This is a genomic window from Leuconostoc miyukkimchii, assembly GCF_019656055.1.
In the GTDB taxonomy this organism is placed as follows: domain Bacteria; phylum Bacillota; class Bacilli; order Lactobacillales; family Lactobacillaceae; genus Leuconostoc; species Leuconostoc miyukkimchii.
This window is the reverse complement of sequence record NZ_BPKY01000002.1, coordinates 165,988-185,976: the sequence shown is the minus strand read 5'-3', so window position 1 is coordinate 185,976 and position 19,989 is coordinate 165,988. Positions and strand designations below refer to the sequence as shown.

Sequence of the window (19,989 nt, the reverse complement as noted above, 5' to 3'; positions counted from 1 at the left end):
TCTTAAAATTGTGCATTACGTATAAAGACGTTTATTTCATATCATGTTAAATTACGACATAACATCATTAGGAGGGTTGCTATGCGATCAGAAAAGAAAATTATTAGTAATGTCTTAAAGGGGTCATTGGGAAACTTGATTGAGTGGTTTGATTGGTATGTGTATGCCTCGTTTTCTGTTTATTTTGCACCATCCTTTTTTCCAGCACACGATAAGACGGCTGAATTACTCAGTACTGCTGCAGTATTTGCTATTGGTTTCTTGATGCGTCCTTTAGGTAGCTTGATATTGGGTAAATATGCTGATCAACATGGTCGGCGTGCGGCCTTGACGCTTTCAGTATTAATTATGGCTGCTGGATCACTTGTCATTGCATTAACACCAAGCTACGCAAAAATTGGCATCGTAGCACCGACTATATTAGTTTTGGCACGCCTTTTTCAGGGACTATCTTTGGGTGGCGAGTATGGTACGTCTGCGACTTATTTATCAGAAATGGCAAGCGCCGGGCATCGTGGTTTTTACGCCTCATTTCAGTATGTTACTCTAATTAGTGGTCAACTGATTGCTTTAGGTGTTCAAATTATTTTACAGATGACGATGACTGAAACTACTTTAACTGCTTGGGGCTGGCGTATTCCTTTTGTGATTGGTGCACTTGGCGCATTAGTTGTGTTAATACTACGGCTTAGTATGGAAGAATCTGATCAATTTAGCACACAAAATAAAAAGGCTAAAGGTAGTTTGCGTGAATTGTTACACTATCCTAAGGCTGTTCTGACAGTTATTGGCTTGACATTGGGTGGCACAATAGCCTTTTACACCTACACAACTTATTTACAAAAGTTCATGATTAATTCAGTTGGATTACCAAAGCAAGAGGTAACATGGATTAATTTTGCGGCATTATTTATATTCATGTTGCTACAACCATTTGCTGGCGCACTTTCTGATAAAATTGGACGCAAACCGCTACTATTTTGGTTTGGTATATTGGGTACAGTGTTAACAATTCCAATCTTAACTTTACTCTCTCATACAAAAAGTGGTTGGGTTGCTTTTTTGCTTATGATGGCTGGTTTAATTATTGTCACTGGTTATACCTCAATTAATGCTGTGGTTAAGGCAGAAATGTTTCCAACGGAAATAAGAGCGTTGGGTGTTGGGCTACCTTATGGTCTGACGGTTGCTATATTTGGTGGTACGGTTGAATATCTGGCATTATATTTGAAAAAAATACAACATGAAAACTGGTTTTTTGTCTATGTCACAATTGTTATTGCGATTAGTTTGATTGTATATTGGCGAATGACAGACACAAAACATACTTCAAAATTAGATGAATAAATGATAAAATATTTATAATTTAAAATTTAATTTATTAGGAGAATGTCATGACAGGACAACAAAACCTATGGTCATCAATTAAAGAGCAGACACTTTTGTCACAGCTTGCCGCTTTGTCAGGCTGGGATGCTTTGACTGGTATGCCTAAAGATGCTGGGCACTTTCGTGCAGACATGGACGCATACTTAGCGGAAAAATTATTTCAAGTGGCCACTGGCAAAGAGCGGCAACGTATTTTAAACGATTTAGAGTCTGATGATAGTTCATTAGATGATTTAGGAAAAGTTGTGTTAGAAAAAGCACGTAAAGATTTCGATAACATAGGTAATATCCCGGAAAAAGATTTTATTGATTTTAACAAGACGCTTTCTGAAGCACAAGATTATTGGTCACAAGCACGGGAAGCGCGAGATTATAAAGTCTTTGCGCCTTATCTTGAAAAAATCATTATCTATTTAAAACAATTTATACCATTGTGGCAAAAAAATGAAAAAACACCTTATGATGTTTTACTTAATCAGTATGAACCAGGATTGACTGTCGAAAAACTGGATGCAGTATTTGACCAACTCAAGGATGGTATAACAACGCTAAGAGCACGCATATCTGCTAAAGGAACAGAAAATGATAATGCATTCTTATTTCGTGAAATTCCGAAAGCACAACAAAAACAATATGCATTGGATGCTGTCCAACGCTTGGGTTATAATTTGAGTAAAGGACGATTAGATGATACGATTCATCCATTTATGGAAGCACTAAATAGAGATGATGCTCGTATCACAACACGCTGGGATACTCATAATTTTCAAATGGCAGTCTTGGGTATTTTTCATGAAGCAGGGCATGGATTGTTTGAACAAAATGTTGACCCAATCTATGATGATGTTAGGTCAGTATTACCAATTAGTATGAGTATTCATGAATCTCAATCTTTATTCAATGAGGTTATTATTGGTCGGTCAAAAGAATTTTGGTCAGTGGAATATTCAAAACTACAGTCGGTGGTCTCGCCTGTTCTAGATGATATTGCATTTGATACATTTTATAAATCTTGGATAAGAACAGAGGCGACACTAATACGTACAGAAGCAGATCCTTTAACTTATCCACTGCATATTATTATTCGCTATGAAATTGAGAAAGCAATTTTCAATGATGATATCGCTATCTCTGAATTACCAGAACTTTGGCGCGCTAAGTATAAAGAATACTTAGGAATAGATGTATCAGATGATGTCACTGGTATTTTGCAAGACATCCATTGGGCTGGCGGTTCGTTTGGTTATTTTCCAAGTTACGCACTAGGTCATCTTTACGCAGCACAATTTAGAGGCACAATGGCAAAAACGTTGGATTTTGAAACGATATTTAAATCAGGAGATTATTCAGCTATCTTTGATTGGCGTAAAGCACATATTTGGCGTCATGGTGGTGCGGTTGATCCTAACAAAATTCTAGAGGATACGACAGGTGAATCACTTAATCCGCAATACTGGTTGGACTATATTACTAAGATATACGAAGAGGCCTATCAATTGTAGTTTTTATAACTCATTTTCTGGTGTAAAGCAGGGCTTAAGGTGAGACTTACAGGCAAATAAACATTGACACTAAGTCTGATTTCTGATAGACTTAATAAGTATTTACAGCATGTCGTTAAAACGAAATAAAATGCGAGAAAGGAGGGTTATCACATGGCAAAGGTCATCGTACGTAAGAACGAGTCTTTGGATGATGCATTGCGTCGCTTTAAGCGCGGTGTTTCAAAGGACGGTACTCTCCAAGAATACCGTAAGCGCGAATTCTATGTTAAGCCTTCAGTTGCTCGTAAATTGAAGTCTGAAGCAGCACAAAAGCGTAACAAAAAGAAGGGCCGTTAATCGGTTCTAAACGTCACTTTGGTGGCGTTTTTCTTTTGTGGTAAAATGAATGAGAACATATAAAAAGAAAGAAGAATAAAAATGTCATTATTAGAAACACTAAACGCTGATATGAAGCAAGCTATGAAAGATAAAAACAAGGCGGCTTTGTCTGTTATTCGGATGGTAAAGTCTACTGTTATGAACGAACAAATTAACTTGGGGCATGATCTAAGTTCAGAAGAGGAACTAACAGTTTTGTCTCGTGAAGTTAAGCAACGTAATGAATCGTTATCAGAATTTGAAAAGGGCAATCGTGAAGATTTAGCAGACGGGATACGTTCGGAACTTGTTATTTTGGCTAAGTATTTGCCAAAACAACTCACTGAGGATGAGGTTAAAGCAATTGTTGATGCAGCAGTTGCCAAAACAGGTGCGTCAACATTAAAAGACATGGGAAAAGTAATGGGCGTTGTGACACCGCAAGTAAAAGGAAAAGCAGATGGCAAACTAGTTGCTAATCTCGTAAAATCAGCTTTGGGTTAAAGTACGCAATGTCGAATTTCTGGATTATGTTAACTAATTCATGTTACACTTAGATATTAAAGAAAACACGTGAAGTTGCGTGTCAGAGGAAAAAATAATGACAAATCCAGCAGTTGGAACGATAATTAAAGCAAATGTAACAGATGAAAATGACAAGTATTTTTTCGCACAGGTCGATGGTAATACTTATGAAATTGACAAATCTGAACTTGAAAAACCATTAAAAGTTGGTGGTTTGGTGACAGGTTTTGCATACGAAAATGAAAATCATAAATTTCAAATTACTAAGCAAATACCAAGTGTACAACAAGATGTCTACGGCTGGGGAACAGTTGTAGCTAATCGACATGATCTTGGTGTGTTTGTAGCTATCGGATTACCAAATAAGGATTTGGTCGTTTCTCTAGATGATTTACCAACTATCTCAACTTTGTGGCCACAAAAAGGTGATAAATTAATGTTAGCCATGAAAGAAGATAATAAAGGTCGACTATGGGGAGAAATTGCACAACAGCAGATTATTGATGCTGTATCACGTCGCGCACCACAGGAATTAAAATCAAAAACGGTTAAAGCAACTGTTTATCGTAATAAAATAGCAGGAACATTGGTGATAACTGATGAATATTATCTTGGTTTTATTCACCCTTCACAACGTGATGACGAACCACGTTTAGGTCAGGTTGTTGATGCACGTGTTATTGGGGTACGAGAAGATGGTGCATTGAACCTTTCTCTGAAACCTTTGGCGTACAAGACAATGGATGAAGATGCCCAGTTTTTGCTGTTACAATTACAGCGCCGTGCGGATCATTTTTTGCCATTCAATGATAAAAGTAACCCTGAAGCTATTAAGCGACAATTTGGTTTTAGTAAAAGCCAGTTCAAACGCGCACTTGGACATCTATACAAGGCTCGTATTATTGAACAAACAGATGATGGTATCAAGCTGATCGAGAAATAATGACACAAGAAATAGATAACGCAATCGCAGATTATTTACATTATATTCGAATAGAACGTGGTTTATCAAATAATACAATTAAAAGTTATCATCAGGATTTGCAACAATTTGGCGCTTATGTAACGACACAACAACTGCGCCTTAATCAAATTGATCATGTTGTTATTTTGTCGTGGTTAGGTCAGTTAAACGAACTTGGTAAATCAAATAATTCTGTTATTCGTATGGTGACATCTCTGAGAAAATTCTTTGGTTATCTATTTCAAGAAAAGATTGTTTTACATAACCCAATGCTCGATGTGAAGCCACCTAAGAAAGCGGAACATTTGCCATCAATACTTAGTGTAGAAGAAATTGACGCATTGTTGAATGTGCCAACGGAACAAACACCACTGGGCGTCCGTAATCGTACGTTAATTGAAGTGCTTTATGCCACGGGCTTACGTGTCAGTGAACTGGTCAATTTAAAGATGAGTGATCTACATTTACAACTTGGTTTAATTCAAACAATTGGAAAAGGTGATAAGGAACGTATTATACCAATTGGAGAAGTTGCTGCGGAATGGTTAGAAAAATATTTTTCTAGTAGCCGATTGGCCTTATTAAAAGAAAAAGAGTCTCAGTTTGTTTTTTTAAATGATCGTGGTGACCAACTGAGCCGCCAAGGTGTTTGGAAAATTATAAAAAAATTAGTCCTAGCAGCTGGCATCAATAAAGATGTTTCGCCACATACACTAAGACATTCTTTTGCGACACATATTCTTGAAAATGGTGCTGATTTGCGAATTGTCCAAGAACTTTTAGGACATGCAGATATTTCAACGACACAAATATACACACATATTTCAAAGAAAAGATTAAGCGAAGTGTATGACAATTTCCACCCTAGAGCATAAGCTATGGTATCTAACTCCGCAACAAAAAGTGTTTAGGAGAAATAATGTTAACACAAGCTAGAAATGACAATCAAAAAACAGTTATGGGTATTTTATCGCTGTTACCAGGATTGCGAGAATTATCTCATTTAAATGCAGAAATTGCTTGGTACAATGATCGCGATACAAGGCGCCTCTATATTTGGCAAAGTGATAGCCGCGTACAGGGTGTTTTAGGCGTTGAGTTCTTATCTCAAGATATTGCGCTCATACGACATGTTGCCCTAACGCCTGAATCACGGACGGTTACTAACTATTTTTCGATATTATCTGAGTTCCAGATGCAAAACCAAACAGCGTTTATTATGGGAACACTAGATAATCAAAAATTGATTAATAAATGGAGAAAAGCAACATCGGAACCAACAGTTTAACAATTAAAATAAGCGAATTTGAAGGCCCGTTGGATCTATTATTGCACTTAATCAAAAAATCAGAAGTGGATATTTTTGACTTGCCCATTGCAACTATCACAGAACAATATTTAGATTTTATTCAAGCACAGCAGGATATGCAATTAGATGTCGCAAGTGATTATCTGGTTATGGCGGCAACGTTAGTGCAAATCAAATCATCTGAATTGTTACCACAAGAAATATTTGAAGAAGATTTCACGGAAGAAACGTATTTTGATACACGAGAAGAGCTCATGAATCAACTGTTAACTTATAAACAGTTTCAAATCGCAAGTGACAAGTTACGTGAACGTGAGAACCATAATCAACAATCTTTTGCACGACTACCGATGCTTGTACCAGATGATTTTAAATTAGAAACAAAGCTTGTTCCAGGTCTTGGATTAATAGATTTGCAAATGGCATTTGCAAATCTATTAAATAAAAAGAATAAGGAACGCGCTATTATTCGACATGTGAATCGTGAGAAGTATACGATGGCAACGGCGATTAATCATATTAACGCGCGATTTCGTATCCAAAATGTAGGCGATATGATAACGTTTGAATCGCTTTTTGATAATGTTTATGGTCGTGAATCATTGGTCATGACTTTTCTAGCATTGCTTGAAATGGCTAAAGAAGATAAAGTAACATTACATCAAAACAATACACAATCAGAAATATTTTTAAAAATTAAAAAGTTGGACGAAAATGAATAATTTAGCTCAAGTAGAAGCCTTGTTGTTTGTGGCAGGGGATGAAGGTATCACCACTGAGGATATTTCCAGTATAACTCGTTTTGATAAGATAGCAGTGATTGCATTAATTGATGAATTATCCGCAAAGTATAATACTGATTTATCACGTGCTTTAGAAATTCGTGAGTTAGATGGTGTCTATCGTTTGGTAACAAAATCTGAACTGGGCGTAATAGTAAAAGGTTACTTTGACGCATCGACTAGTGCAACCTTGTCACAAGCACAACTTGAAACACTTGTGATAGTTGCTTACAAGCAGCCAGTTACAAGAGTTGAAATAGATGAAATTCGTGGTGTAAAGTCGTCGGGTACATTACAAAAATTAATTATGCGTCAATTAATTGTGTCAAAAGGTCGAAAAGATGAACCAGGTCGACCTATCACATACGGTACAACAGCTGAATTTTTAGATTATTTTGGCTTAAAACAATTATCAGAGTTACCACCACTACCGGATTTTGATACATTAGAGATTGAGGATGAGGGTGGAGAACTATTCACAAGTGCGTTTGAATCACGCGCTTTAGAAACGGAAGAAGAGAACGAGCATGTCTGAAGAAGCAACACGTTTACAAAAAGTTATTGCGCAAGCGGGGTTAGCCTCAAGGCGTGGTGCCGAAGAATTAATTAGTAAGGGCCGTGTTCAAGTTAATGGTCAACTTGTTACCGAACTGGGCATGAAAGTTGAACCAAGTGACACTGTTGAAGTAGATGGTGCACCTATTGAAGGACGCGAAAAACTGGTTTATTATTTATTAAATAAACCACGTGGCGTCCTGACAACAAGTAATGATGATAAGGGTCGTAAGACTGTAATTGATATTTTAAGTGATGTCAGTCAACGCGTTTATCCGGTTGGCCGTTTGGATTATGATACGACAGGTGTGCTTTTATTGACTAATGACGGCATCATTGCTAATCAGTTAATGCATCCTAAGTCACGAGTGGATAAAGTTTATGCTGCAAAGGTTGAAGGCATTGCAACCGATGAAAAGTTAGCACCATTGAAACATGGTGTTGTTATTAAGGGGCGTAAAACTGCACCTGCTCGTGTGACAGTTGAACGAGTTGATAAAGACAAGAAAACAAGTATGGTTCGTGTGATTATTCATGAGGGTCGTAATCATCAAGTGAAAGATATGTTACAAAAAGTTAAGTTACCCGTGGTTAAACTGACACGAGAGCAGTATGCTTTTTTTGATTTAGTGGGTCTGCAATCTGGAGAGTATCGTAAGTTAACTGGTGCCGAGATTAAGCGATTGAAAGCTGAAGACTACAAAAATTATCGTAGAAAATAAGTAGTTGTTTTTAATTTCTATTTTTGGTAAGATGAGATTCAAGTACAATTGAATATACTTCAGGGTCGGGTGTAATTCCCAACCGGCGGTGAGACATACATGATATGGTAAGCCCGCGACCTGCGAAAGCAGTTGATCTGGTCAAAATCCGGAGCCGACCGTAAAGTCGGGTATAAAGAAGTTAAAAAAAGAAAGTTAAGACTGCCTTTTTGTGATACCCTGACAAATTGCGCAGTTTTTTTGAGGCCAAATATGTCTATTTCTAAAGTAACGCGCACACAAACATTAACCCTAGTTGCGATATTGAGCGCGATATCGTTTGGTTTAATGTTATTTCCACAAGTACCAATTATTCCAGGAGCTAGTTTTTTGAATTTGGATTTTTCAATTATTCCGGTGATCCTTGCTGGCTATTGGATTAGCGTTTCTGCTGCGATGTGGACAGTTGTTTTACGAACAATACTCAAATTAATATTAGCAAATGAGGGTATTAATACTTACCTGGGATTGCCTGTTAATTTAATAGCTGTGATTGTTTTTTCTTTGATTTTGTTTTGGATTATGCCGTATTTCACAACTAAAAATATTGGCAGAAGTTTGTTGGCAGTTAGCGTGGCAACAATTGGAATGACAGGTGCTGCCATTTTAATGAATTGGTTTATTGCGGTGCCATTATATGCTAAATTTGCACATTTTGATATTGCAAATATTATCGGTTTGGGTCGATATTTTATTGCCATGGTTTTACCATTTAATCTCATACAAGGTATCGTTTGGGGTGGTATTAGCCTTATTGTGTTATCAATGTTAAAGCCACTACAAAATAAATTGACATCTTAATCAAACATTATGAACACTTGATGTCACTGTGTGGTAAAATTTTAAGTGAATATATATTAATGGAGGTCGTTTTATAATGAACGATTTTGACCCAAACAACATGAGTCGATCTGCAAGATCAAAAAAGAAAAAAGTGGAACCGAAGTTTGCCCGTGAAAATGACAAAAAGTCCACTGAACACAAAGGTTTGCGAATTTTTTTGATTGTGCTTGCTTTTGCTATATTATCAAGTGTGCCGGTTTATGGCTTTTTTTCTCATCGCAACGAACCAAAACAACAAGCAGCAACATCAGTGAGTCGTAAAAGTACATCGTCATCAGAAACAAAAACATCTTCGTCAGAAACAACATCTGAAGAATCTTCGAGTTCAGCAGAAGAAACAAGTAGTGTTGAGTCGAGCTCAGAAGTCAGTTCAGAGGTTTCTTCAAGTGAAGAAATAAGTAGTAGTCAGAGTGAAGCGTCGTCGTCTTCTAGTGCGGTTGGTCAAACAGCAGTGCTTGGTGCAAGTCAAACATTATATAATTTTGCGGTAACGCATGGTATGACGACAGATCAAGTTGTGGCGTTAAATCCTGGTTTGACGGTTAGCAATTATACACAATATGCGGGCAGAGATTTAAATATTCAATAGTCTAAAGGGAACTAACAATATGGTAGAAAATTTTCAAGTAGCAATTGATGGTCCAGCATCAGCAGGTAAGTCAACTATTGCCAAAATACTAGCAACGGATTTAAAATATGTATATGTTGATACTGGTGCTATGTATCGCGCGATCACACTGGCTACTAAACTTGCAGGGCTTGCTTATGAAGATGAGGAGCAGATTACAGCGTTACTCCCTAAGACAACAATTCGTTTTGAACCAGGTTCACCGGTTCAACGGGTGTTCTTAAATGATGAAGAGGTTACTGACGACATTCGTTCAACGGAAGTAACAAATAATGTATCATTAATTGCTTCATATGCTGCAGTTCGTGAAAATTTGGTTAAAAGGCAACGAGATATTGCTAATAGTCAAAATGTTATTATGGATGGCCGCGATATTGGAACAACTGTGTTACCTCATGCTCAAGTCAAGATTTTCTTAGTGGCCAGTGTGTCAGAAAGAGCTGAGCGACGCTATAAAGAAAATCTAAGCAAGGGCATGCCATCTGATTTGAACGAACTCAAGAAAGATATTGAAGCACGTGACTATAAAGATTCTCATCGTCAAATTAGTCCGTTAGTTCAGGCAGAAGATGCTATTTTAGTAGACACCACTGGGCTGAGTATTACAAAAGTTGTGTCTGAAATCACTAAAATCATCAAAAATAAACAACATCAATAATTTACAGCGTGAAAACGCTGTTTTTTACTATACAAGAACGAGTTATTCTGGTAAACTATATTCATAGTGTAAATTGTAGGAGGACGTTAGACGTCATGAGTGAAACAAACAACGAGTTCTTAGCAGCTCTCGAAAGCGCAGCAGATCAAATTAAGGTGGGAGATGTTGTTACAGGCGAACTTTTAGCCATTGACAACGATAATCAAGCAGTAGTTGGTTTGCCTACCGGTGAAGAAGGAGTTGTGCCAGCACGTGAGTACTCAGACGATCGTAACATCAACCTGGCAGACGAATTAAAAATTGGTGATAGCATCGAAGCAGTTGTTATCTCAAATGTAACAAGTGATAAAGAGGGCGTAGCTTACCTCTTGTCAAAGAAGCGGCTAGATGCTCGTAAGGCATGGGAAAACTTGAGCTTTGGCGAAGGTGATACTGTTGATGCCAAAGTTATTAATGCAGTACGTGGTGGATTGATTGTTGATGTTAATGGTGTGCGTGGTTTTGTGCCTGCTTCAATGGTTGCAGAACGTTTCGTATCTGACTTGAATCAATTTAGAAATAAAGACATCAAAGCTCAAGTTATTGAAATTGATCCTGCTAACGCACGTTTGATTTTGTCACGTAAGGCTGTTGCAGCACAAGAACGTGCAGCCCAATTAGCTGAAATATTTAGCAAATTGTCTGTTGGTGAAGTTGTTGAAGGAACTGTTGCACGTTTGACAGACTTTGGTGCCTTTGTTGATTTGGGTGGTGTTGACGGTTTGGTCCATGTTTCAGAAATTTCACATGATCGTGTGAAAAACCCAGCAGATGTTTTGACAAAGGGCGATAAAGTCAATGTTAAGATTTTGGCTTTGGATACTGAAAAGGGTCGTATTTCATTGTCAATTAAAGCAACACAACGTGGACCTTGGGATGAAGCTGCAGATCAAATCGCTGCTGGCTCAGTTCTTGAAGGTACAGTTAAACGTGTTAAGGACTTTGGTGCCTTTGTTGAGATTTTGCCTGGTATTGAAGGACTTGTCCACGTATCACAGATTTCAAACAAACGTATCGAAAACCCTTCAGAAGTTTTGAAGTCAGGTGACAAGGTACAAGTTAAGGTATTGGATATTAAGCCAGCCGAAGAACGTATCTCATTGTCAATGAAAGCTTTAGAAGAAAAGCCAGAACGTGAAGATCGTCGTGGAAATGATGGATCAGCATCACGTGCAGATATTGCTGCTTACAAGCAAAATGGAGATGACTCAGGAGCAACATTGGGTGATATCTTCGGAGATAAGTTGTAATATTAGTAAGAACAAAAGAGCTGGTGCGCCAGTTCTTTTATTTTTGAAGAAAAATCGAGTGAGTATTAGTGGAAGCTCACGGTAATAGAAAAAGGAGGTGCCGTCATGACAGCACCAATAGTAGCAATTGTTGGTAGACCTAACGTAGGAAAGTCTACGATATTTAATCGTATGGCTGGTGAACGTATTGCCATTGTTGAGGATCAGCCAGGTGTCACACGAGATCGTTTATATGCACCAGCAGAATGGTTGAACTATGAATTTCGGATGATTGATACAGGTGGTATCGAACTCGGGGATGAACCATTTTTAGCTGAAATTCGTGCACAGGTAGATTTGGCAATTGATGAAGCAGACGTGATTGTAATGGTAACTTCTGGTCGTGAAGGTGTAACCTCAGCCGATGAAGTGGTTGCAAAGATGTTATATAAGACTGATAAGCCAGTTGTCTTAGCAATTAATAAAGTTGATAATCCTGAAATGCGTCAAGATATTTATGATTTCTATTCACTTGGATTAGGTGAACCGTTACCAGTCTCTGGATCGCATGGACTTGGATTAGGTGATTTACTTGATGAAGTGGTTAAACATTTTCCAGACGAAGCGGCAGAGCAAGATGATGAGAGTGCAATTAAGTTTAGTATCATAGGCAGGCCAAATGTTGGAAAATCTTCTATTGTGAACGCTATGCTTGGTGAAGAACGTGTTATTGTCTCAAGTATTGAGGGAACAACACGTGATGCTATTGACTCGCGATTTGTAACGGCTGATGGCGATGAATTCATTATGATTGATACTGCAGGTATGCGTAAACGCGGAAAAGTTTATGAAAATACTGAAAAGTATTCAGTTATGCGTGCGCTTAAAGCTATTGATAACAGTAATGTGATATTAATGGTAATTGATGCAGAAGCGGGTATTCGAGAACAAGATAAACACGTTGCCGGATTTGCACACGAAGCTGGACGCGCTATGATCATTGTTGTCAACAAGTGGGATGCCGTTGAAAAAGATGATCACACAATGAAAGAGTTTGAAAATTTAATTCGATCTGAATTCAAATTTTTAGATTACGCACCCATTATTTTTGTATCAGCAAAAACTGGTCAACGTTTAGATCGTTTGCCTCAGCTTGTAAAAGATGTTGATAATAATCATCGTAAGCGTATATCTTCTTCAACGCTAAACGATGTTATTATGGATGCGATTGCTGTTAATCCAACACCTTCGGACAATGGCCGTCGTTTACGTGTATACTATGCAACCCAAGTAGCAATTCAGCCACCAACATTTGTTATTTTTGTTAATGATGTTGAATTAATGCATTTTTCATATGAGCGCTTTTTAGAAAATAAAATTAGAGAAGCCTTTGATTTCACGGGAACGCCAATTAAATTAATTGTTCGGGCACGAAAGTAATTAAATTTTGTCATAAACGTGGTTTTTATGTAACAAAAACATTACGAAACACCTAAAACCCGCATAAACACTACACATTGGGGCTTTCTTATGTTATTCTAGTTACATGAAATAATGTTTCGACACATTTCAACAACCGCTCGACGGTTAATAAATATTTCCAGGAGAAGCAAAAATGGCTAACAAGCAAGAATTAGTAGATTCAGTTGCAAAAGCAACAGGTTTGACAAAGAAAGATGCTACTGCCTCAGTTGATGCAGTGTTTGCCTCAATCGAATCAGCTTTAAAAAATGGCGAAAAGGTTCAATTAATTGGATTTGGTAACTTTGAAGTTCGCGATCGTGCAGCTCGTAAAGGCCGCAATCCACAAACTGGCGCAGAAATCGAAATTCCTGCATCAAAGGTACCAGCATTTAAGCCTGGTAAAGCTTTGAAGGAAGCTGTTAAGTAAATTATAGCATTCGATTAATATTATAATTTCAATAAGCTATTGGAAACAATAACGGTAAGGTGACGGTTTATGCCGTACAATCTGTTGGAATTCGATATAATGAAAAGTAATTCTTTTGGGAATTGCTTTTTTATTAGCGATAAATTAGATAAAAAGCTTATTAATATACATTTTTTTCTATTTATGTTAAAATTACCTTGTAACATCAAATAATTTCAAGGAGAATATCATATGTCAGTTGAAGATAAGTTTGATAACGCCAAGGACAAGGTTGCAGGTAAAGCAAAGGAAGTTGAAGGTAAGGTTACCGGCGATAAAGGTCGTGAAGCAGAGGGTAAGGCACAGGGATTCTTTGGAAAAGCAAAAGATAAAGTTTCCGATGCTACAGAAGCTGTGAAAGACAAAGCAGAAGATGCCATCGAAGCAGTTAAAGATGGCGTTGAAAATTTAAGAAAATAAATTATAGTGCAGCGTTATCCTAAGTAGGATAGCGTTTTTTGTATGCTACAATATGATTTGATTGTATTTTTAATGATAATTTGAACAAGGTTACAAGAACTTTTATGTTAAAATGATATGTTGATCAAATGATGGCACTAATCATGTGCTAATATATATCGGTAAGGGAGCAAATTTTTGGAAACAAATTATGCACAACAAATGTTGGATGCGTTATCTGGTGGCCAACTAGAAGAGGCACAACGACTATTCACACAAGCATTGAGACATGACAATGAAGATTTGATTTATAGTTTGGCTGAGGAGCTGTATGCGCTTGGCTTCTTAAATCAATCAAGACGTGCTTATAAAAAACTATTAGAAAAATACCCAGAAGAAGATGAAATTAGGGCCGCACTAGCTGATATAGCTATTGAAGATGGTGAAATTGATGAGGCGCAAAATTATTTAGCACAAATTCAGCCCAGCTCTACATCTTACTTGCGTTCTTTGCTTGTGAAGGCCGATATTTATCAAACAGAAGGACTAAATGAGTCCGCTGAATATAGTCTATTACAAGCTGAAAAAATTGCGCCTGAAGAAGAAGTGATTCAATTTGCATTGGCCGAATTTTATTATGCAAATCAGTTCTATCAAAAGGCTATTACACGTTACCGCGCCTTGTTATTAAAAGGGAGACGTGAAATGAGCCGTGTTGATATTGTCGCACGTATTGGTGTTGCTTATGCGCAAGTAGGTAATTACGAAAACGCCATTGGTTATCTAGAACAAATTAAATTAGACACCATGACAATAGATACAAGATTTCAATTGGCAATTTTATATCAAGAAAATAATCGTGAAAATGAAAGTATTCGTATTTTTAATAATATTTTAGAGCTTGATCCTGGGTATACTTCTGTCTATCCTTTGTTAGGTCAAGCGTATGAAAAAGTGAAACAGTTAGATGATGCTTATAGGACATACCAAGCTGGTATAGCACAAGATGAAACTAATACCCAGTTGTATCGTTTGGCCGGCTTAGCTGCTGAAAAAATAGGTGATACAATAACAGCAGAGAAATATTATCGTAAAGCTCTGGTACTTGACGACTCTGATGTCACAACAATGATTATTTTATCTGATTTGTTGTTGGGACAGAAAAGATTTGATGAACTGATTACAATGTTGACGCAATGTTTGTCTGATGACATAATTGATCCGAACTTTTATTGGTACTTAGCTCGTGCCTACCAAGCTACGGGAAACGATGATAAAGCGCAAGAATATTGGGAAAGTGCATCAGTATCCCTACAAGACAATACTTTCTTTTTACTAGACCTGATTGCATGGTATCATCAGCAGGGGGAACAAAATCAAGAAATTTCTACGATGAAACAGTACTTGTTTTTGGAACCAAATGATGCGGACATGCAAATTCGTTTGGAAGATTTAGCTTTTTAAATGGCTACAAGTTGATATTTGTTTGAATATAATAGGTATTCTTCGTTTATTTTTTGGTATAATTTTATTAAGGACTTTTAATGATGAAAATTAACACATTGCCACAGGAATTTCTTGATGCTAGACCTGCTTTGAAGCGACTTGAAGATGCTGGATTTGAAGCCTACTTTGTTGGTGGTGCAGTGCGTGATATGATTTTGAATAAACCAATACATGATGTCGATATTGCTACTTCAGCATTTCCTGAAGAAGTAAAATCTTTGTTTGATAAGACTGTTGACACTGGTATTCAACATGGAACAGTGATGATTTTGGATTATGGTGAGGGATATGAAATTACAACATTTCGAACTGAATCAACATATACAGATTTTCGCAGACCAGATAAAGTAACTTTTGTGCGTAGTCTTGAAGAAGATTTGAAAAGACGTGATTTTACAATTAATGCTTTGGCAATGACACATACTGGTGAAATTGTGGATCTCTTTGACGGTCTATTAGATTTGAATAAGGGGATTATTCGCGCAGTTGGCGATGCTGAGGTTCGTTTTACAGAAGATGCATTACGCATGATGAGAGCTTTGCGTTTTAGTGCACAACTTGGATTTGATATCGATCTAGAAACCCAAACAGCACTTCAGAAATTAGCACCAAACCTTGAAAAAATTGCAGTAGAACGTATACGTGTAGAATTTGAAAAGTTATTGACAGGGCCATTAGCAGCCAAAAGTCTCCAAACTGCTGTTGACGATCGGGTTATAAAATATATACCTGGCGACATTGATTTGTGGGACTTATCGTTGATTATATCAGATCTTAATGATAATCAAGCGCATAGTACGCGGGTTGCGTGGGTACATTTATTAACACGTTCAGAATTAAGTGTCAAAGAGATGAACTATTTTATGCGTGTGTGGAAAATGAGTCATGAAAACGCAAAAGCTGTCACCTTAATTGCACCTGTTGCACGTCGTATTAAATCCATTAGTAAATTTGAATTGTATCAAGTCTATTCGTATCAAGAAGATCTATTAGAAGTACTACACTTATTGCAAACACCTCAGAAAATTATTCAGTCGGTGAAGCGGGTATTTGACACTTTACCGATTTCTAAGGCATCAGAATTGGCCATTAATGGTGGTGACTTACAAATAGAAAATCTCGTCCAACCAGGGCCCAAAATGGGACGTGTGTTAAAAATAGTCGAAAATGCAGTTGTGTCAGGGAAAATTGAAAATACTTTTGAATCATTAATAACCTACGTAAAGGAATTAAAATGATATGACAAAAATTAAAATGGTGTGGGCAGAAGACAAACATCATGCTATTGGAAAGAATGGTAGTTTGCCGTGGCATATAGCAGATGATTTGAAATTATTTCGTGAAGAAACAACAAACACTTTAATGATTATGGGTCGTACGACATGGCAGAGTATTGGTCGACCTTTGCCGAAACGAACGAGCTTAGTGTTGACGCGACAAACAGACTGGCAAATACCTTTTGACGATGTGTTAGTGACGCATTCTGTTTCAGAAGTACTAGATGTGATTAAAAATGAGAAAAGAGATGTATCAATTGCTGGAGGTGCGTCAATTTATCGTACTTTCATGCCGTATGCGACAGATTTAATTGTGACACGAGTAGACAGTGTAGTGAATGGTGATACATTCGTGGATGACATAGATTTAAATCAATTTGATTTGGTGAGTCGACAGTCACACGAAAAAGATGAAAAAAATGATTATGCGTTTGTCGTTGAAAGATACGAGCGTAAGAATTGAGGGAAAAATGGCTAACATTAAGATTGTTACAGATTCAGCGGTTGCATTGACACCAGAAGAAATTAAGCAGTACGACATTACTGTTATACCGTTGACGGTTCAAATTGATGGTGTTGTATATGAAGATGGTGTGACGATTCAACGCGATGAGTTTTTAGACAAGATGCTAAAAACTCATAGTCTGCCACAAACTTCTCAACCATCAATTGGAAGATTTCAAGACGTGTACGACAGTATTCATGAAAAAAATCCTGATTCTGAGATTTTAAGTTTACATATTTCTTCAGGTCTATCAGGAACAGTCCATGCGGCAGAACAAGCAGCTGCTTTGACGTCTGCAAAAATTACAACGTTTGACACACTAAATGCTGATCGATCACAGGCCTTTTCTGTGTTAGCTGCAGCTAAGATGGCACAAGATGGTGCTACAATGGATGAAATTTTAACGGAAGTTAAACAGGTACGCTCAGATTCCCACACGTATCTTAGCTTCACATCGCTTGATAACATGGTTGCTGGTGGCCGTTTGAGTAAGACGTCGGGTCTTATAGGTAATTTACTTAATATCAAGGTTGGTGCCACTGTTGACAAGACAGGTGCTGTTGAGGTCGTTGCCAAAGGGCGTGGTATGAAAGCAATTAGTAAGTTTAACGATGGTGTCATTTCTAAAATGCAAGAATATTCTGAAATGTTAGCTATTGGCGTTTCTCATGCTGGCGTGCCAGAAGTTGCTGAGAAAATGGCTGCACGATTAAATAAAATTTGGCCTGACATTAAAATTGAAGTGACTACAACTGGTCCTATCATATCAACACATACAGGTGTTGGTGCATTATCTATTTTGTACCACGCACGTTAAAGCACAATAAAACCCAAAACCTAGTGTTTTGGGTTTTATTATGTTCTGATTTTTGATACACTTAATAAGCATTTATCAAAATCAATACATTGTATTGGACTGGTTCGTAAACTGCCCAGGATAAAAAACCAAGTAACCTTGAAAGGTAGGAGAGATGATGCAAAAGCATAAAGTGATTATTGATGCTGACCCCGGAATCGATGACAGCCTTGCAATACTAGTAGCACTAAATTCACCAGAATTAGATGTTATTGGTATTTCAATTGTTGAGGGCAATGTGCCAACAAGTATTGGCGTTCAAAACGCATTGAAAGTTCTACGAGAAGCTCGGCGATTAGATATCCCAGTATTTTCTGGGGCGACCGTGCCATTAAAACATGCATATACGAGTGCTCAAGACACACATGGCATGGATGGATTAGGCGATAGCAATATACCGGCAGTAACTGAGGTGAGGGCCAGTACAATGGATGCACAGGCAGGGTACGCAGATCTGTTATCTCATCATTCAGATGTGTGGTTTTTAGCACTTGGTCCACTAACAAATGTTGCGCAGTTTATCCAACAACAACCGATTAAATGGCAACATATATCACGACTTGTTGTTATGGGTGGTGCTTATAAGAGTCATGGCAATACTTCACCTGTTGCTGAGTATAACTTTTGGGTTGATCCAGATGCAGCAGATTTTGTTTTCAAAAATAGTCCAATTGAAATCGAACTGGTACCACTTGATGTCACACGTCAAATTTTGTTAACGCCCAATATACTGCAATTAATGCAATATATTGATAGTCCAAAAACTGATTTTGTTAATAAAATTATACAGTTTTATTTTCAATTTCATTGGGATCAAGAACATGTTTTAGGTGCGGTCATCAATGATCCTTTAGTGATTGTTTATGTACTACATCCGGAAATAGCGCGTCACATTCATAAATATGTCGCTATTGCAACATCTGGTGTTGCGCTGGGACAAAGTATTGTAGACATCGCTGATTTTTGGCAAAAACCAGCCAATACAAAAATTTTACAAGATATTGATGCGAAACAAGCAATGGTCTATATTGTTAGTGGATTATTGGGATGTGAGGCTGATTTAATTGATTCTGAATTAAGTCGCATTGCAACCGGCTTGGAGCGATTATCATGAAAAAATATGTGTCATCTCAAAAAATTGCGTTAACGGCACTATTTATAGTCATTAATATTGTTGGTGGTCATATTGCCCTTTACGCACGTTTACCTATTTATTTAGATACAGTTGGTACTTTGCTTGGCAGTGCCATTTTTGGACCAATTGGTGGCATTATTACAGGTGTTCTAACAGCAATTATTAATGGTACCACTGGGGATCTTTTTTCAATTTATTTCATGCCTAGTCAAATAACAACAGCGCTAGTGTCTGGTTTAGTATATAAAAAAGTCAGGGCCACAGAAGTCAAAAAAATTTGGTGGTGGGCGTTAGTTATCTCTGTACCGGCTACAATTGTTAGTACGGTGATCACTGTTATTTTATTTCATGGTATTACGTCATCTGGTTCGAGTATGATTGTGCAAGTACTGCACGGATTAGGCTTGAATCAAGTTGCTTCTGTTTTTTTGGTACAGGTTGGTACAGATTATTTTGATCGCATCATTGGTGTGTATATTGTTGCAATAGTGTATAGTGTTATACGTCGATATGTCAAGTGAGGGTAAATCACATTTTATTTTAATAACACTGTTGACATTTATCATTTGAAGTTGTATAGTTAATACATCAAATAAGGATAATAAAATCGTGGAAAAACAAATCTTAAAAATTAATAGTTATTATTACTTCTGGTTTATGTAGAACCGTCGCATGCTAAGTGCGTCGGTAAAACGACGCACTTAGCGACCAGAAGCTTTTTAGGGTTTAGTCACTAAGTGGAATGCAATCACTTGGTGACTTTTTATTTTGGCAGAAAACCTCTGTTTTAAGAAATCGTGCTAGGTGCAATCAACTAGTACGATTTTTTATTAGGAG

At 37.3% G+C, this 19,989-nt stretch carries 23 protein-coding genes and 1 riboswitch; all 23 genes read left to right on the top strand.

The genetic code is table 11. The annotated features are described in order from the left end of the window. Positions 1-81: 81 nt before the first annotated feature. Entirely contained in the window at positions 82-1,347 is a 1,266-nt protein-coding gene (locus tag K5Q13_RS03305; protein ID WP_220739884.1) for an MFS transporter, read from the top strand. Between the two features lie 47 nt (positions 1,348-1,394). Then, on the top strand, positions 1,395-2,891 hold the full coding sequence (locus K5Q13_RS03300) for a carboxypeptidase M32 (protein ID WP_220739882.1): 1,497 nt from the start codon (positions 1,395-1,397) through the stop codon (positions 2,889-2,891). A gap of 153 nt (positions 2,892-3,044) precedes the next feature. Further along, positions 3,045-3,230, top strand: a complete 186-nt coding sequence (rpsU, locus tag K5Q13_RS03295) for a 30S ribosomal protein S21 (RefSeq protein ID WP_004899901.1) — start codon at positions 3,045-3,047, stop codon at positions 3,228-3,230. An 81-nt stretch (positions 3,231-3,311) separates the two neighbouring features. Continuing rightward, entirely contained in the window at positions 3,312-3,755 is a 444-nt protein-coding gene (locus K5Q13_RS03290) for a GatB/YqeY domain-containing protein (protein WP_220739880.1), read from the top strand. A gap of 97 nt (positions 3,756-3,852) precedes the next feature. After that, entirely contained in the window at positions 3,853-4,719 is an 867-nt protein-coding gene (locus tag K5Q13_RS03285; RefSeq protein ID WP_220739878.1) for a CvfB family protein, read from the top strand. Next, on the top strand, positions 4,719-5,615 hold the full coding sequence (xerD, locus tag K5Q13_RS03280) for a site-specific tyrosine recombinase XerD (protein ID WP_220739876.1): 897 nt from the start codon (positions 4,719-4,721) through the stop codon (positions 5,613-5,615). Before K5Q13_RS03285 ends, xerD begins: the two co-directional genes overlap by 1 nt. 44 nt (positions 5,616-5,659) lie before the next feature. Beyond that, on the top strand, positions 5,660-6,028 hold the full coding sequence (locus K5Q13_RS03275) for a riboflavin biosynthesis protein RibT (protein WP_220739874.1): 369 nt from the start codon (positions 5,660-5,662) through the stop codon (positions 6,026-6,028). Continuing rightward, entirely contained in the window at positions 5,995-6,771 is a 777-nt protein-coding gene (locus tag K5Q13_RS03270; protein ID WP_220739871.1) for a segregation and condensation protein A, read from the top strand. The genes K5Q13_RS03275 and K5Q13_RS03270 overlap by 34 nt, the downstream gene beginning before the upstream one ends. Next, positions 6,764-7,366, top strand: coding sequence for an SMC-Scp complex subunit ScpB (gene scpB, locus K5Q13_RS03265; RefSeq protein ID WP_220739869.1), 603 nt, complete (start codon positions 6,764-6,766; stop codon positions 7,364-7,366). Before K5Q13_RS03270 ends, scpB begins: the two co-directional genes overlap by 8 nt. After that, a complete protein-coding gene (locus K5Q13_RS03260) occupies positions 7,359-8,108 on the top strand; it encodes a pseudouridine synthase (RefSeq protein WP_220739867.1) in 750 nt (249 codons plus the stop codon). The genes scpB and K5Q13_RS03260 overlap by 8 nt, the downstream gene beginning before the upstream one ends. Positions 8,109-8,159: 51 nt before the next feature. After that, a riboswitch (FMN riboswitch) is annotated at positions 8,160-8,295 on the top strand. Between the two features lie 65 nt (positions 8,296-8,360). After that, positions 8,361-8,948 (top strand): ECF transporter S component, encoded by a 588-nt coding sequence (locus K5Q13_RS03255; RefSeq protein ID WP_220739865.1) that lies wholly within the window; start codon positions 8,361-8,363, stop codon positions 8,946-8,948. 76 nt (positions 8,949-9,024) lie between these two features. Next, on the top strand, positions 9,025-9,579 hold the full coding sequence (locus K5Q13_RS03250) for a peptidoglycan-binding protein LysM (protein WP_220739863.1): 555 nt from the start codon (positions 9,025-9,027) through the stop codon (positions 9,577-9,579). Positions 9,580-9,598: 19 nt separating this feature from the next. Further along, positions 9,599-10,276, top strand: coding sequence for a (d)CMP kinase (cmk, locus tag K5Q13_RS03245; RefSeq protein ID WP_220739861.1), 678 nt, complete (start codon positions 9,599-9,601; stop codon positions 10,274-10,276). 95 nt (positions 10,277-10,371) lie between these two features. After that, positions 10,372-11,565, top strand: a complete 1,194-nt coding sequence (rpsA, locus tag K5Q13_RS03240) for a 30S ribosomal protein S1 (protein ID WP_220739859.1) — start codon at positions 10,372-10,374, stop codon at positions 11,563-11,565. 105 nt (positions 11,566-11,670) lie between these two features. Then, entirely contained in the window at positions 11,671-12,984 is a 1,314-nt protein-coding gene (gene der / locus K5Q13_RS03235) for a ribosome biogenesis GTPase Der (protein ID WP_220739857.1), read from the top strand. 175 nt (positions 12,985-13,159) lie between these two features. After that, positions 13,160-13,435, top strand: a complete 276-nt coding sequence (gene hbs, locus K5Q13_RS03230; RefSeq protein WP_220739855.1) for a non-specific DNA-binding protein Hbs — start codon at positions 13,160-13,162, stop codon at positions 13,433-13,435. A gap of 231 nt (positions 13,436-13,666) precedes the next feature. Next, positions 13,667-13,894, top strand: coding sequence for a CsbD family protein (locus tag K5Q13_RS03225; protein WP_220739853.1), 228 nt, complete (start codon positions 13,667-13,669; stop codon positions 13,892-13,894). A gap of 177 nt (positions 13,895-14,071) precedes the next feature. After that, positions 14,072-15,337, top strand: a complete 1,266-nt coding sequence (locus K5Q13_RS03220; RefSeq protein ID WP_220739851.1) for a tetratricopeptide repeat protein — start codon at positions 14,072-14,074, stop codon at positions 15,335-15,337. Positions 15,338-15,420: 83 nt separating this feature from the next. After that, positions 15,421-16,617, top strand: a complete 1,197-nt coding sequence (locus K5Q13_RS03215; protein ID WP_220739922.1) for a CCA tRNA nucleotidyltransferase — start codon at positions 15,421-15,423, stop codon at positions 16,615-16,617. A gap of 1 nt (position 16,618) precedes the next feature. Next, complete coding sequence (locus K5Q13_RS03210; RefSeq protein WP_220739849.1) at positions 16,619-17,119, top strand: dihydrofolate reductase; 501 nt, start codon at positions 16,619-16,621, stop codon at positions 17,117-17,119. A gap of 7 nt (positions 17,120-17,126) precedes the next feature. Continuing rightward, positions 17,127-17,978: a DegV family protein gene (gene fakB / locus K5Q13_RS03205; protein ID WP_220739847.1), complete on the top strand. Its 852-nt coding sequence runs from the start codon at positions 17,127-17,129 to the stop codon at positions 17,976-17,978. A gap of 157 nt (positions 17,979-18,135) precedes the next feature. Then, the gene (locus K5Q13_RS03200; protein WP_220739920.1) at positions 18,136-19,131 is read left to right on the top strand and encodes a nucleoside hydrolase; all 996 of its coding nucleotides are present in this window, start codon (positions 18,136-18,138) and stop codon (positions 19,129-19,131) included. Then, the gene (locus tag K5Q13_RS03195; RefSeq protein WP_220739844.1) at positions 19,128-19,673 is read left to right on the top strand and encodes an ECF transporter S component; all 546 of its coding nucleotides are present in this window, start codon (positions 19,128-19,130) and stop codon (positions 19,671-19,673) included. Before K5Q13_RS03200 ends, K5Q13_RS03195 begins: the two co-directional genes overlap by 4 nt. Positions 19,674-19,989 lie beyond the last annotated feature (316 nt).